Source organism: Falsiphaeobacter marinintestinus (assembly GCF_007923355.1).
Classification (GTDB): domain Bacteria; phylum Pseudomonadota; class Alphaproteobacteria; order Rhodobacterales; family Rhodobacteraceae; genus Phaeobacter_A; species Phaeobacter_A marinintestinus.
Map to the genome: position 1 here is coordinate 45,798 of NZ_VOGO01000018.1, position 14,143 is coordinate 59,940.

General features: G+C 55.1%; 12 protein-coding genes and 1 tRNA gene. 8 read left to right on the forward strand and 5 right to left on the reverse strand.

Annotated elements, in window-relative coordinates; all coding sequences use genetic code 11:
- Positions 1 to 239 precede the first annotated feature (239 nt).
- From FOY56_RS22135 to speB, 3 genes are read left to right on the forward strand one after another with little or no spacing between them, the layout of a single operon-like run.
- Positions 240 to 1,901 carry an ABC transporter substrate-binding protein gene (locus FOY56_RS22135; RefSeq protein ID WP_146348332.1) on the forward strand — a complete coding sequence of 554 codons (1,662 nt, stop codon included), beginning with the start codon at positions 240 to 242 and terminating at the stop codon, positions 1,899 to 1,901.
- Positions 1,902 to 1,961: 60 nt separating this feature from the next.
- The gene (locus tag FOY56_RS22140; RefSeq protein ID WP_186766430.1) at positions 1,962 to 2,453 is read left to right on the forward strand and encodes a DUF2165 family protein; all 492 of its coding nucleotides are present in this window, start codon (positions 1,962 to 1,964) and stop codon (positions 2,451 to 2,453) included.
- Positions 2,454 to 2,466: 13 nt separating this feature from the next.
- A complete protein-coding gene (gene speB / locus FOY56_RS22145; protein WP_146348334.1) occupies positions 2,467 to 3,432 on the forward strand; it encodes an agmatinase in 966 nt (321 codons plus the stop codon).
- Between the two features lie 78 nt (positions 3,433 to 3,510).
- Here the strand turns inward: speB and FOY56_RS22150 are convergent, their stop codons facing one another.
- Complete coding sequence (locus tag FOY56_RS22150) at positions 3,511 to 4,545, reverse strand: cation efflux transmembrane domain-containing protein (protein WP_146348335.1); 1,035 nt, start codon at positions 4,543 to 4,545, stop codon at positions 3,511 to 3,513.
- Between the two features lie 63 nt (positions 4,546 to 4,608).
- Here FOY56_RS22150 and FOY56_RS22155 point away from each other — a divergent pair, with 63 nt between their 5' ends.
- Positions 4,609 to 5,097 (forward strand): hypothetical protein, encoded by a 489-nt coding sequence (locus FOY56_RS22155; RefSeq protein ID WP_146348336.1) that lies wholly within the window; start codon positions 4,609 to 4,611, stop codon positions 5,095 to 5,097.
- 21 nt (positions 5,098 to 5,118) lie between these two features.
- Here FOY56_RS22155 and FOY56_RS22160 read toward each other — a convergent pair whose 3' ends face one another.
- Positions 5,119 to 7,842, reverse strand: coding sequence for an AsmA family protein (locus FOY56_RS22160; RefSeq protein ID WP_146348337.1), 2,724 nt, complete (start codon positions 7,840 to 7,842; stop codon positions 5,119 to 5,121).
- 239 nt (positions 7,843 to 8,081) lie between these two features.
- On the opposite strand from FOY56_RS22160, the gene FOY56_RS22165 reads away from it, so the two are divergent.
- The 4 genes from FOY56_RS22165 to FOY56_RS22180 all read left to right on the forward strand — a co-directional run bounded on the left by FOY56_RS22165 (position 8,082) and on the right by FOY56_RS22180 (position 11,243).
- On the forward strand, positions 8,082 to 8,483 hold the full coding sequence (locus tag FOY56_RS22165) for a response regulator (protein WP_146348338.1): 402 nt from the start codon (positions 8,082 to 8,084) through the stop codon (positions 8,481 to 8,483).
- 87 nt (positions 8,484 to 8,570) lie between these two features.
- The gene (locus FOY56_RS22170; RefSeq protein ID WP_222435022.1) at positions 8,571 to 9,575 is read left to right on the forward strand and encodes a hypothetical protein; all 1,005 of its coding nucleotides are present in this window, start codon (positions 8,571 to 8,573) and stop codon (positions 9,573 to 9,575) included.
- A 41-nt stretch (positions 9,576 to 9,616) separates the two neighbouring features.
- Positions 9,617 to 10,177: a DUF502 domain-containing protein gene (locus tag FOY56_RS22175; RefSeq protein WP_186766431.1), complete on the forward strand. Its 561-nt coding sequence runs from the start codon at positions 9,617 to 9,619 to the stop codon at positions 10,175 to 10,177.
- Positions 10,167 to 11,243 (forward strand): ligand-gated ion channel, encoded by a 1,077-nt coding sequence (locus FOY56_RS22180; RefSeq protein WP_186766432.1) that lies wholly within the window; start codon positions 10,167 to 10,169, stop codon positions 11,241 to 11,243. Before FOY56_RS22175 ends, FOY56_RS22180 begins: the two co-directional genes overlap by 11 nt.
- Here FOY56_RS22180 and FOY56_RS22185 read toward each other — a convergent pair.
- From FOY56_RS22185 to FOY56_RS22195, 3 genes are all read right to left on the reverse strand, one after another.
- Entirely contained in the window at positions 11,240 to 11,899 is a 660-nt protein-coding gene (locus FOY56_RS22185; protein WP_186766433.1) for a response regulator transcription factor, read from the reverse strand. The genes FOY56_RS22180 and FOY56_RS22185 overlap by 4 nt on opposite strands.
- The gene (locus FOY56_RS22190; RefSeq protein WP_146348342.1) at positions 11,886 to 13,724 is read right to left on the reverse strand and encodes a two-component system sensor histidine kinase NtrB; all 1,839 of its coding nucleotides are present in this window, start codon (positions 13,722 to 13,724) and stop codon (positions 11,886 to 11,888) included. Before FOY56_RS22190 ends, FOY56_RS22185 begins: the two co-directional genes overlap by 14 nt.
- A gap of 249 nt (positions 13,725 to 13,973) precedes the next feature.
- Positions 13,974 to 14,050, reverse strand: a tRNA-Met gene (locus FOY56_RS22195).
- Between the last annotated feature and the right edge of the window lie 93 nt (positions 14,051 to 14,143).

Below are 14,143 nucleotides of genomic sequence, written 5' to 3' on the forward strand. Positions count from 1 at the left end.
ATGCGCACTGGAATGTCGGAGTCAGGCTTGTGCAACCCCTCGTGAGCGTTGTTGCATCTTTGCGGGGGTTGCAAGTACGATGAGCAACGCAAACCGGGAAAGACTGGCGCACCGGAGCAATCCGGGGAACGTGCTGAAGGAGAGACCGATTTTGCCAAAAAATGGCTCAAGATGCCCAAAATCACTCAAGGGCCGACACTGTTAAAAAGTGCCCGATAAGTTCAACAGAGAGGAAGACTATGACATTCACCACCAGCACCGGAAAACCGATGCCCAAAACAATCGTCGATTCGGCCAAGAACGTCGGCGACGATCCTGTTAACCGCCGCGAATTCCTTGCACTGGCCAGCGCATTCGGCGCAACGGCCGCAACGGCCTATTCGATGCTGGGCATGGCAACTCCGGCTCAGGCGGCGGGTCATGCCAAGATGGGCGGCACCGTTCGCATTCAGACCGAAGTGCGCGCGTTGAAAGACCCCCGCACGTATGACTGGAGCCAGATCGCCAACTTCTCGCGTGGGTGGCTGGAATATCTGGTGAGCTATGAGAACGATGGTACCTTCCAGCCTCAGCTGCTGGAAAGCTGGGAAATCAACGACGACGCCACCGTATATACCCTGAACGTCCGCAAGGGCGTAAAGTGGAACAACGGCGACGATTTCACCGCCGAAGATGTTGCACGCAACATCGCCGGTTGGTGCGAAAAAGCTGTCGAAGGCAACTCAATGGCCGGTCGTTTTGCGACACTGATCGACGCCGATACCGGCATGGCAATTGACGGCTCGATCCAGGTCGTCGACAGCCACACGGTCAAGCTGATGCTGCCCAAGCCCGACATCTCGCTGATCCCGGGCATGGCCGATTATCCGGCCGCCATCACGCACAGCTCACACACTGCTGAAACCATGATGACCAATCCGGTCGGAACCGGCCCCTACCTGCCAGAGTCGCTGGAAGTCGGCGTCAAATCCGTTCTGGTCCGCAACCCGGATCACACGTGGTGGAACGAAGGCAACGGTGCCTATATGGACCGGATCGAAAACATCGACTACGGCACAGACCCGTCGGCATGGGTTGCGGCGGCAGAAGCTGACGAAGTCGACATGATGTATTCGATTGATGGCGATTACATCGACATCATGGGCGTGCAGGACGGCTGGGATCAGCATGAAATCGTCACAGCTGCGACCATTCTGATCCGTCCCAACCAGTTGGCCGAAGTTGATGGCATGAAGCCATACGCTGACGTCCGCGTGCGTCGTGCCTTGCAGATGGCCGTGGACAACTCGGTTCTTCTGGAACTGGGCTATGGTGACCGTGGCGTTCCTGCCGAAAACCACCATGTCGCGCCGGTGCACCCGGAATATGCTGAACTTCCCCCGCAGAAAGTCGACCCTGCCGGTGCCATGGCACTGATGGAAGAAGCTGGCATGGCGGACTACGAGCACGTTCTGCTGTCGATCGACGATGCATGGCGCAAAGACACGACCGATGCTGTGGCCGCTCAGCTGCGCGACGCTGGTATCAAGGTCAAGCGCGAGGTTCTGCCGGGTTCAACCTTCTGGAACGACTGGGCGAAATACCCGTTCAGCTCGACCAACTGGAACCACCGTCCTCTGGGCGTCCAGATCTGGGCCCTGGCCTATCGTTCGGGCGAAGCCTGGAACGAAATGGGTTGGGCAAACGCTGATTTCGACGCGATCTTGGAAAAGGCGCTGGCCACTCCAGACGTAGAAAAGCGCCGCGCGTTAATGGCTCAGGGTGAAAAGCTGATCCAGGACGAAGGTGTGACGATCCAGCCGTACTGGCGGTCGCTCTATAACCACACCAAGTCGAACCTGTTGAATGGTGGTCACCACATCAGCTTTGAAATCCGTCCCGAGCGTCTGGCCTGGAGCTGATTTCTGAATGCTAAAAGGGGCCGCCATTGTGCGGCCCCTTTTTTTTGCATGTGTGTGACAATGCTCGACTCAGCTATTCTTCTGTCCCAAACCCTGATGCTTGCGCTGATCGCCGCATGGCTGACGGTCGGGGTACGCGACAACATTCTGTATCCGAACCAGAATGAGACCTTCACCACCGAAGTTCTGACGATGAGCCGACTTAAGGTCGAGTATCCGAATTTCTACGATCAGATCGCCCATCGCGTCGTTTCAGACCGACGCCATCAGATCGCTCTGTTTCGCCTTGCGGTTTTGATCGAACTTGTCGTCACTGTGCTGCTTTGGATCGGAGTGCTGATGATGGCGACCAGCCCGTTGGGTTGGGTTGCCGATGACACCGCTCGCAGCGTCGCCATTCTGGGCACCACCGGGTTTACGGCAATCTGGGCCGGTTTCCTCGTTATTGGCAATCATTTTGCCTATTGGTTTGGGCACGAAGGTGCGCAAAATACGCATTACCAAATGACGCTTTGGGGCATCGGAGTGCTGATCTTCCTGTGCCTGACCTGACCGGAGGATCGACATGAGCACCCATGGATATGAACGAGGCCGCCTGAACCTGCCGTTCGTCGGCATCTGCACGTTCGGCAAGTACCCCTATGTCGAAGACTGGGACGCAATCGATGCCGATGCGGCCGTCATGGGGGCACCGTTCGATTCCGGCACTCAATGGCGGTCAGGCGCGCGCATGGGGCCACGCGGCATTCGCGAGGCATCGACGCTGTTTTCTTTCGGTCATGCCGGGGCCTATGATTTTGAAGACGACATTACCTATCTGGATCCGGCCAAGGTCAGTATCGTCGATATCGGGGACGCGGATATCGTTCACACGAACACCGAAAGAAGCCACGAAAACATAGAATACGGCGTGCGCAAAATGTTGGCCGCTGGCGCGCTTCCCGTGGTTCTGGGCGGCGATCATTCGATCAACATTCCGTGCATCAACGCCTTTGACGATCAGGAGCCGATCCACATTGTTCAGATCGATGCGCATCTGGACTTTGTCGATGAACGTCACGGCGTGCGCTTTGGCCACGGCAACCCGATGCGCCGCGCCGCCGAAAAGCCCTATGTCACCGGGCTGACGCAGATAGGCATTCGCAATGTCTCTTCCACCGCACGCGACGGATATATGGATGCAATCGCGCTTGGGTCCGACATCCAGTCTGTGCGACAGTTCCGTCAGATGGGCGTGGAAACGATGCTGCGCCGTATTCCTGAAGGTGAGCGGTATTACCTGACGGTCGACATTGACGCCTTCGATCCCTCGATTGCCCCGGGTACCGGAACCCCCAGTCACGGCGGCTTTTTGTACTACGAAGTGCTTGAGCTGATCGACGGCTTGGCCAGACGGGGTGAAATCGTCGGCATGGATCTTGTTGAAGTGGCCCCGGATTACGACCAAACCGGATCGACGACCACATTGGCCGCGCAATTGCTGATGAACGCCATCGGTCGAATTCTGCACCACCGGTCAGACGATCTGTAAGGCACTTACATTGCGTTTGGTGCGCTGTTTTAGGGCCCGTCAGATCAGGTGATCAGCCCTGGTTGGCTTAGAAATGCCTCAGAACGGGTCTAGCTCATCTGGCCATCGGCGCGGATGCTCGCTGATGATCAGAATAACATCCGCACCCGACAATGCTTCCCGAACATCGTGGATCATACGCAAATTCAGTTGATCTGCTTCCCCGGCATCTATCGGTCGTTGCGGGTTGTAATAGACGCTGACAAGGTGCGTTCGTCCAAGCTTCATCACCGACAGATCAGTCACAACTCCGCCATCGTCGGCAACGCTGGGCCGGATCGCGCGACGGGCCGCGGCAACCGCTTTGGGGTTTGCTGTCGCCCCCACCAATTCCCCCATGCCGGAAACAAGGTTGCGCCGATACTGACCAATCGCGGTTAAGCACAGAATAAGGACAACGATAGAATCCCCGATTGGGGCAATCGGGGCAAGGAATCCGTCCTGGAAAAAGTAAACCGCGCCCAGTCCAGCCCCCGCCGCTGCAGTGATTATGCCATCAAACAAGGAAGCTTTTGCTTCGAGGCGAAGAATTTCGCTAACCTTTCCGGTGCGCGACCACGTGTATCGATGCAACGCCCAAAGCAAAAAAGAGGTCCCGCCAATCACCACAAAATAGACGAACAGCGGGCCGAAACTGAGCTCTGGCGTCGCCTCACCTTGCAAATACTTGTAGATATTCACCCCTGCCGAAGTCATGGCGAACATGACAAGGCCCAGCAACGACAAGGCCCGAAAGGTCGAGAACAGCGCCTCGTCAGCGGCGTACCCCATAGGGCGAAGCCGATCCGGCCCGGCATCCACCCTGCGGCTGATCTTGCGCCCCAAGAAGGCGGCTGTGAAACCGACCAGAGAGAACAGACCGTCCATCATGATCGCGGTAGAATTTGAAAGGACAGCCGCCAGAATGCCTGCCGCCCCCATGAAGAGGTTGCCCCACATGGCGATCAAAAGCGAACGGCTTTCCAGCTGTTTGATGCGCTGTGTGTCCATATGCAGGCCCTTCATTCTGAATGTGACTAACGGATAGACGGGGCAATTGTCCACAACGGCAATCGATGGGTCGGTCTTATCCATGCTCGTTATTGGACCCGGTTCCGAACGATGTGATAGGCTTACCGGTACATGGAAGGATCAATCATGAAGAAACTTATGCTGATCGCGGTGCTTGGCACCGTCGCCACCGGGGCATTTGCCAGTGACTTGGCGAAATGGGGAGAGACAGGCAAGTGGATCATCCGCGTAGACCCCGAGGCCGGGAATGGGTGCTTTATGGAAAGCCAGCTTGAGGACGGAACGCTTATTCAATTTGGGAATGTTCCAAATCGCGAGGGTGGCTTTTTCGCTGTCTATAATCCGGACTGGACTGACATCAAGGATGGCGAGATCAGCACGGTGAAATTCGATTTCGAAAAATTGCGCTTCTCAGGCGAGGCACTGGGCGTCGTGCGCGGGGACTTGTTTGGCGGCTATGCCTTTTTTGACAATCCAAATGTTCCGATGGAATTCGCAAAGAACAGATCCATGACCGTCATCGGCGGAAAGGGGCGGGTCGTCGAAGTTGATCTGTCGGGCACATCCAAGGCGATTTCCGCCGTGCAAAAATGTCAGGACGAACAGACAAAGTAATGCCGCCTTCCTGACTGCGAGCTACTGAAGCTGACGCGCATCTGGTTTGCATGGGGTACGGTTGGCTGGCATCTGTCGCGCTCCGCCTTTCGGCGCGGGTCGGGACCCTGTTCCAAGCAATTGAAGATCTGGCTTTCTCAGGCTTCCGGTGATGTTGATCGGCCAGGCACTGCGGGCCAGTGGCCGACCGACCGGCCTGGGTTCGGCCCGCATCGAAATGGTTTCGTTTTTCCAGTCCAGATTACCCGCGATAACCATTTGTACGCGTTCAGTTTCGATAACTGTTGAATTGGACGACACTTTGCCGGACTGGATTTTCAGCGGGGCGACAGCGCAGACGATATTGGTGTACCCCCGGTTCAGTTCGGCCGAAAATAACCAGGGGAAAACACCCAGTCCGGCCAGTTCCAACAGGCTGCTGGCAATCGCACCGCCTGACATCGACACCGTTGCTGACCCGTTCATCGAATTGACAAAGGCCTTGGCCGACGTCCGGGTGCCGGTCAGATTAAAATCGGCGCGCAGCTTCCCGCGGGCATCAAGATTCACCCCGACATTTTTCAGGATTTCTCCCAAATCCCAACCTTGGGTGGCGCCCGAGACGGTGACATGATCCGGGCTTTGCGCGATGTCCATAGCCGCGCTGACGTTGAAATACCCGCCACCATAGTTGAATTCCAATGGGCCGAACTGGGCCTTGGCGTCTTTGACGGTCAGTGTGCTGGCAACGGCAGATACGCCCTGCTGGCCCCTGATACTGGCGATTTCGATGCCAATCTGCAGATCCAGTTTACCCATAAAGCCAACCAGGTCGAAAAAATCTGTCGGTTCTTCCACTCCGGCGGCCCCGACCACTCCACCGTTCATGACCAAAGGTTCCTCCGGTTTTTCGGTGACAAGCGATTCTTCTTCTTTTTCAACGACCAGGGGTTCTTCGGGTCTTTTTGCATCAGCGGAGCTTAAGGAAGCAATCTGGATAGCACTTGCCACCGCGTTTTTCAGATCATCAATTTCAAGGAGATCACTGGCGATCCGCCCGCGAACAATGGGGATGGTTTGATTGCGTGTACTGTCCAGCGTCACATCAAGACGTGATTGGCTGACGGCAAAGGAACTTTTGATGGCCGTTTCGTCGCCCTGCCGTGTCGCACTGACAGAAAGCCCAACAGCCCCAGTATCAATGGGCTTAAGGTCCAATGCGGTCAGAAACGATTTTCCATCCGGAAGCGCCAAAACCATATTGAAATCCAACCCCTCAAGATCAGCCACACTGGCAACCGACATCTTGCTTTCAAGAGACCAGAGTGTCGTGTCCCTGGTCGAGGCGTGCAGTTTGGACAAGGTAAGCTGCCCGGTGGAATCCGTTACCGAAAAATCGGCGTGCACCCGCCCGAAGTCAGCTGCGTTGGCGTATTCGGACGGTGGAAGGATCATCGTGGCCGATGCGGCCAACACACCGTCAAAATCAATCCCCTTCAGTTGCAAGAGGTCCTGCATATCGCCCTTGGCCACCACATATGGAGCTTCTGCGGGGCCTATCTGAACCGCGATGTCCTGCATGCTGAGCTGCCCTGTTTCTGAGCGCATGATACGGCCGATCGAAACCGGACCCAGTTGACTGAACTCTTGGTCAAACGCGTTGGTTGCGAACTCAAGGCTTTCGAATTTCAAAGCCTGATCTTCGCTGACGATGTGCGCAGAAATCCCGGTCAGTTTCAGATCTGCAAGTTCGTGCGCACGGGCAGGTAAATTGTCTTCCGGATACAGACGCGCCTCGACAGACAGATCCAGACCTGTTGCCTCAAGAAGATTCATAACATCTCCGGTGGCCCGGATGCTCTGTCCGTCTGCCAAATCGATGTTGGTTTCGAAGTCTGACATTGCCAGTGTGCCTGACCGCCCCGAAATCCTCGCCGATAATTGCCCGCGCCCTTCCAGAACACGCTCCAGCCGAAGAATGTCCAACACCTCGCCGAATTCACCGGTATCCAGAGACAATTCGGCGGTATACCCGTTCCCCTGCCCGGCAGGCAGTGGTGACCCATCCAAGGCCATGGTCAACTGCCCGAAAGACGCCCGCGTCGTGAAGTCCTTGCCACGAGGGTAGTCTCCCTTTATCGCAAACGGCTCTCCGTTTACGGCCCCGTCGCCGGTCACTGCAACCCGTTGCCCGTCTTCCAATTGATCCAAATGCAGACTGTTCAGGTCGAAGTCGAAGACAAAGCCGGACTTTTCATTCTCGATCAACAAGTTAATCTCGGTGATCGACGCCGTCTTGTCGTGAAGAAAGTCCAGGACCCCACCATTTTCTGGGGCGGTATCCTCTGGCTTGGGTGTGGTCAGCTGGTCTTGGTCTGACCAGCTTTTGGCGCCTTCCAAATTCCTCAGAAGATTCACGGTCAGACCATGAACCGCCAGATTATCGATGTTGATCGCGCCTTTCAGCAAGGCAAGAAGGTCGACATCCAGTTCGAAAGTTTCCAGTTCGGCCAATGCGACATTCGTGATGTTTTCGCTTGGTATCCGAACCCCTGACACGTGAATGCGGCTTATTGGCCCAAGGTCGACCCTAACATCCTGATCGATAATCAGGGCCTGCCCGATTTGTTTTGACAGCACGTTTTCGACAACCGAGCGCCGGAAATCCACGAAAAACGGGCCGTTCAGAACCGCCCACGCGACGACAACAACCGTGGCGAGCAAACCCACCACCCCAACCACAATTATGGTCAAGCGCCTACGCATCAAAAATTCCTGAATATCCCAAAACGCACCTCCGTCTGGGCCTTCACCTGTCTGGGTCGAACACCCTCGTCGTCGGAAACCCAGTGACGATCTGCTTGGCTCCTGACGGTACCAAACTGCAACCTGGCTGATCTCAAGTGTGTAAGGGGCGTCATTTTGCGTCAACCCTCCCTTCGGTACAATACCGCGCGACACCCAATCTGTGCATCCTGCCTTGGTGCAAACCGTGGAGGCACATCATGTCCTCACATGTTCGGAACGTCTGTGTCATCGAAGATGATCGCAGCTTCCTGTCGGCCATCATGCGGTTGATCCGAATGGACGGATATTCAGTCTTGGGTGTCTCATCGCTGGAAGAGTTTCGAAACCTGCTGCCCCTCAAGGAAGAAACCTGTGTCGTCACTGACATAATGCTGTCCGGTGAAAGCGGTTTGGACGTGCCTGCGATTCTGCACGAAGCGCGGCAGGTTGCCCCTGTGATATTCATTTCGGCCACGGATGACCGATCCCTGATCAAGGCCGTATCGGCGCTTAGCAGGTCACCTGTTTTGCGAAAGCCGATCGAGGCTGAAAAGCTTTTCGACGCCCTGCGACAGGCCAAGCCAATTGACAGGCAGGTGAAGATTCAAAGCGATCCCTAACCCAATGATGAAACAAGACTGAAAGACGCGATAATGAGACTTCGAAACATTTTGGGCGGTAAAACCGGGTCTTTGAACCTCAGCCACATGGACCAGAGCCTACGACGCTTAAAAATACCCAACATCGACCAACGGATGGAAGTCACCCCAAAAGGTGCCAAGCGGGCCTTGTCGCCGCTCACCACAGTTCCCCTTTCAGGCGTTGCGCGTCACCGCCCCAACCACTCAACACTTGACCGAACACGATGTATCTTGAAGGATCATAACATGATCAAATCCGGACTTTTTTGCTTGGCTATGCTGTTAACTGCTTCTCAGAGTATGGCGCAGGATGATGGCGGCGATCTTCAGGCAGCTGTGCAAAACCCGATCAGTTCGCTTATCAGCCTGCCATTCAAGTTCACTTTCGACAACGGCGCCCCAAACGGGAAAGCGAACGTACTAAGCATCAATCCCGTGATCCCGGTCACCGTTGGCAATTGGAACTTGATCAACCGGCTTATCATCCCACTTTATGATGCGCCCGGAGGGATTGCCGGTTTGCCGGGGAACCCCGGAGTTGGCGACCCAAGCGTACCGGGCCGGACCACCGGGTTGGGCGACATCAATTACACATTGTTCTTCAGTCCAACTGAACCCGTTGGCGGTTGGATACTGGGGGCCGGTCCCTCAATCACCGCCCCGACAGCGACCGATGACAGACTGGGCTCCGGGAAGTGGAGCGGCGGCTTTTCTGCAGTGGCGCTTGCGCAACCAAGCTGGGGTACTTTTGGCGGGCTTGTGAGGCACTTGTGGTCCTTCGCCGGGGACAGCAACCGGGGGAAGGTAAACCAGACGCTGATTGAGCCCTTCCTCAACTACAACCTCAACAACGGTTGGTATCTGATTACCGACATGGTCATCACATATGACTGGGAAGGAACATCTGGAAACAAGTTGCTGCTTCCTGTTGGCGGCGGAATTGGCAAAATCACCAAATGGGGCGAACAACCGGTCAATATTCGCGCCGAGGCGTATTACAACGTAGAACGACCGGCGTCCGCACCCGAATGGTCTGTTGGCTTTACGGTGCAGTTCCTGTTCCCGAAGTAACAGACAGTTTGGAAGGGCAATTGCAGAAAAAGCGTAATCTCATGACCTTGGTCAAAACCACGCTTATCGGTGGGTTGTTTTTCCTGGTCCCGTTTGGCGTCTTGCTGCTGATTGCCCAGGAACTTGTAGATTTGGCCATGCTTGTGGCCGGACCTATTGCCGATCTGTTTCCAACAAGTGACACATTTGGAATCATACTGTCCCATATCATCGCCTGGCTCCTGATCCTGATCGCATGTTTTGTTGCCGGGCTGCTGGCACGGGTATCTGTTGTTGCCGGCATATCAGACCGGGCAGACGAAACATTGGCGAGCATTGTGCCTGGATATGCTTTGATTAAGGCCAAGATCTCGGGCATCGTTGCCAAATCCGACACCCCGTCGGATTTGCGTCCGGTCATGGTTCGGTTCGGGGCAGCCCTGCAATATGGATTCGAAACCAACCGCGACCCCGAACGTAACCTTGTCACTGTGTTTCTGCCCGATGCACCCAATCCCGAAAGCGGAAGGGTCATGGTCTTTCCCGCCGAGGATGTTGAGACTTCTGACTATCCTGCCCTCAGCATTCTGAATTCCCTGAGGTATTACGGACGTGAGGTATAGTCGGCTGAAATTCTTTGTCGGCCTTACCGGGATTCTTCAAAATCTGATACTTGCGGTGTGGCTGGTGTCTGGCACGGCCGATGCACAAGCCTTGGTCAGCCCAACCCTGCAAGAATTCACGACCACTCTGGAAGAACCGCTGCAGGTAGAGATCGGCATCAAGATTGATCAGGTCACAGACATCAATCAGAAAGCCGAAAACTTTACTGTTGTTGCTGGCATCCGGATGCGTTGGCAGGACCCCCTTCTGGCCTTCGACGACCAGGCGGGATCAAAGCTGATGACCTCGGGCGAATTCGTTGCGCATGCAAGGTCGATCCCGACGCACCTTCCGTTGTTTCTGTTTCAGAACCAACAAGCGCAGCGGTGGGAACAAGAGGCCTTTGTCTCTATCTCGGCTGACGGCACTGCAAATTTCTTTGAGCGCTCGACCCTGACCCTACAAGCCCCCTATTTCGACTTTGAAAAATACCCCTTCGACACACAGAAATTCTCACTTGATATCGTGTCGATTCCGCCGCTCGATATGATCGAATTTGTCCCGTTCGACGAGGTTTCCGGGCTGGGCGAAACCCTCGGTGAAGAGGCATGGATCCTTGAAAACCCGACCCTTACGATTGGAACCACCAGAGGGATCACGGGAATGGACAGCGCCACCGCTTCGCTGACCTTTTCCGGGCGACGGCATCTTCAATACTATGTCATCCGTATCTTCATCCCGATGCTGATATTGATCGCGGTGTCCTGGGTATCATTTTTCCTGGAGGATCTGCGCAAACGCATCGATATGGCCAGCGCCAACCTTCTGGTGTTTGTAGCCTTCAATTTTGCGGTATCGGAAAGTCTGCCGCATTTGGGTTACATCACTTTTCTGGATTTCGTTCTGCAATCGATGTTCATGGTCACCGCAACAGTCATCATAATGAATGTCGTTTTGAGGCGATTGAAGCTAAGGGGAAGGGAGTCGCTGGCTATTTCGATCGACAACTACATCGTCAAATGGGTTTTCCCGCTTGGGTATCTGGGCGTGATTGCCTACGCCTCCTATCGGTTCCTGCTGTCTTAAGCGTCACTCTCTGGCTGACCAGACGGTGCCTCTGGCGCAACCAGCCCCAGTTGATTTGCCAGATTTACCAAGTCCGGAAGCGTGCGGGCCTCTAGCCTCTGCATCAGGCCATGACGATGGGCCTTGACCGTGCGCTCGCTGATGCGCAGATCGCGTGCAATTTCTTTGTTGCTCAGCCCGGTGACCACTGCATCAAACACTTCACGTTGTCGTACTGTCAAACGTGACAGGCGCCCGGCAAGGGCAGTCTGGGCATCCATTGCGGCCGACAACTCGGCATACTTCACAAATGCCGCGTCTATGGCGCGCACCAGTTCAGTCACTTCCACCGGTTTTTCCAGAAAGTCGATCGCACCACCCCGCATGGCTTGTACGGTAGACCGAACATCGCCCTGCCCACTTAGAAAAACCACCGGCAAGGGCCGGTCACCCTCCGCCACACGCAACTGCAGATCAAGGCCGGACATACCTGGCATATTGAGATCCACCAGCAGGCACTGCCCACCACCTGAGCGCAGATAGAGCAGCGCATCATTTGCATCCTTGAACGGGCATGCGACATAACCAGAGACCGACACCTGCCGCGTCAAAGCCCGCAGCACGGAAGGATCGTCATCAACGATAACGACCTCGCGATGTGCTTCAGGCGCGCTCAAGTCTGATCTCCTGCGCGGCAATCGGCAATCGAACCTCAAACCGGGCGCCTCCCAACGGGCTCGCCCCGACTTTCATAACGCCATTATGGCGCTCGACTATACGCCGGGAAACCGCAAGCCCGATGCCTGTACCGGTTGGCTTGGACGTCACGAAAGGGGCAAAGATTTCATGTCCCAGATCTTGTCGGATGCCAGACCCGGAATCATCCACAGTCAGAACAATCATCGTCCCTGCTTCCTTTTCAATCTCGATTTTGACTTCGCCCGGGCCATGTCCCGCATCCCGGATCGACTGGATCGCGTTGAGAACCAGATTCATCAGAACCTGTTGCAGTTCCAGCTTGGTGGCATGCACGATAATCTCGGGGTCTTGAGGCGGAGCCTGAATTTGGACATCAGACTTATCCGCCTCATTTGAAATCATGGCGATGACCTCATTTATTGCGTCTGGCATCGAGAATTCGCTGTAATCCGGGCTGGTTTCGAACATGAAGCTTCTGACCCGATCCATCAAGTCCCTGGCGCGGCGTGTGTCATGCAGGATGTCACTAAGGATTTCATCAGTTTCATCGGCCGGCTTGCCAGCACGGTCCCGCATGATCTCAAGTGTTTGTGCATTACTGAGAACTGCCGCAATCGGCTGGCTCAATTCATGGGCAAAGGTCGATGCCAACTCACCCAGCATGACGGCACGGGTCAACTTTTCGATCTCTTTGCGGGTCTGATCCAGTTCGCCCTGAACCTTACGCCGGTCGGTAATATCTTCACCAATTGAAATCAATCCGTCCTGCTTTCCGTCCAAACCACGTAAAGAAACGCTGAACCAGACAAAGTCGCGCAAAGCCCCCGAGGCCGTCCGGATCTTCCGGTGTTTTTCGGATCGGGTTTTCCACTCGCTTGCCTGGTCTATCGTGCGCCGGACAGTTTGTTTGTCAGTATCTTGGATAAGATCAAGCGGGTCGCTGCCTGTCAATTCCTCAGCACTGCGCCCGATCATTCGCTCCACAAAGGGGTTCGCATATGCAATCCGTCCCTTTGCATCCGTGCGGATCACCGCCATTTCAATTCCGTCCGCAAGCGCATTCCACCGCCGTTTTTCTATGATCAGGGAATGGTTTAGGCTAGCTGCCTTGGCCACATCATCGACCAACGAAATTGACAACGCCACACAGATGGCAACGAAAAACAAGCTGATCAAAAATGGCGTTTGCACGATTCCTGCATCGACCAAAGGCGTGTGAACACCCGCAACTATGATGAAAAACAGGATCGATCCGCCGACGACTGTGGCGTCTCTCCGCTGTCCTCGCCGAAAGGCAACAATGGTGGCATCCGTCACAAACACCACAATGATCAGACTGGCCATGTCTGCGACGAATTTCAGCGGATGCAGAGTACCCGTGGGATTTGCAAAACTTTCGCCCCAAGGGGTCAAACCCGTCGATATGCCCTGAATGCTTTGGAAGGTAATGTTTCCGGCACCGAACAGGCTGACCACCATACAAAGGGCCCAGATAACTGTGACCGCCCAAGCCAACCAGACACGTCCAGCCGAAAGGCGCAAACGCACGAACCAGACCATTGAAATCAACATGAACCCGATCGCCAGATTCAGCGTCTCAAGGGCGTCCTGAAATTGGCTTGCGGTTTGAACACCAAGCAGACGGAATTCAGACAAGGCCGCCGTCGCAGCGGACAGCGCCATCAAAGCGGCAAAGAAGAACTCAGCCCGCCGATCAAGCCGCAGCCAGACCAGAAAGTGAATGGCACCCAACAAAATGGCAAAGCCGGCCGCTATCGGATAGATGATGCCTAGTACTGACATGTCGCAACCTTCACATGTCGAATGGAAAACTGGTAATTCTTGAGCCTCAAAAGATCGTACAACCTAAGGCTTGCGGTGCAAGCGGGTTCTCTGGAAGGCCGGTTTCCCGCACACCAGCGAACTTGGTGGCAACGTGCCGAGATGAACGGCGCATAGTTTTTGGGCGGAGTCCTGCGGTCTTGTTTGTGGCCATAAGAGGCGTTTCCCAAATCAAAATCGCCCGCTGCATTTCTGCTGCGGGCGTTTTTTTGGTTGCGGGAGTAGGATTTGAACCTACGACCTTCAGGTTATGAGCCTGACGAGCTACCGGGCTGCTCCATCCCGCGCCATGTTTATTGATTGATCGTATTGAGAGATATGGAGTTCTTTTTAGGTTTGGCAGTGACCTACTCTCCCACACCTTAAGATGCAGTACCATC

What these genes read in the sequence shown, in the direction of transcription:
- FOY56_RS22135 (WP_146348332.1), top strand. Translation starts at nt 240, where the DNA reads ATGACATTCACCACCAGCACCGGAAAACCGATGCCCAAAACAATCGTC.
- FOY56_RS22140 (WP_186766430.1), top strand. Translation starts at nt 1,962, where the DNA reads ATGCTCGACTCAGCTATTCTTCTGTCCCAAACCCTGATGCTTGCGCTG.
- speB (WP_146348334.1), top strand. Translation starts at nt 2,467, where the DNA reads ATGAGCACCCATGGATATGAACGAGGCCGCCTGAACCTGCCGTTCGTC.
- FOY56_RS22150 (WP_146348335.1), bottom strand. Translation starts at nt 4,545, where the DNA reads ATGGATAAGACCGACCCATCGATTGCCGTTGTGGACAATTGCCCCGTC.
- FOY56_RS22155 (WP_146348336.1), top strand. Translation starts at nt 4,609, where the DNA reads ATGAAGAAACTTATGCTGATCGCGGTGCTTGGCACCGTCGCCACCGGG.
- FOY56_RS22160 (WP_146348337.1), bottom strand. Translation starts at nt 7,842, where the DNA reads ATGCGTAGGCGCTTGACCATAATTGTGGTTGGGGTGGTGGGTTTGCTC.
- FOY56_RS22165 (WP_146348338.1), top strand. Translation starts at nt 8,082, where the DNA reads ATGTCCTCACATGTTCGGAACGTCTGTGTCATCGAAGATGATCGCAGC.
- FOY56_RS22170 (WP_222435022.1), top strand. Translation starts at nt 8,571, where the DNA reads ATGGACCAGAGCCTACGACGCTTAAAAATACCCAACATCGACCAACGG.
- FOY56_RS22175 (WP_186766431.1), top strand. Translation starts at nt 9,617, where the DNA reads ATGACCTTGGTCAAAACCACGCTTATCGGTGGGTTGTTTTTCCTGGTC.
- FOY56_RS22190 (WP_146348342.1), bottom strand. Translation starts at nt 13,724, where the DNA reads ATGTCAGTACTAGGCATCATCTATCCGATAGCGGCCGGCTTTGCCATT.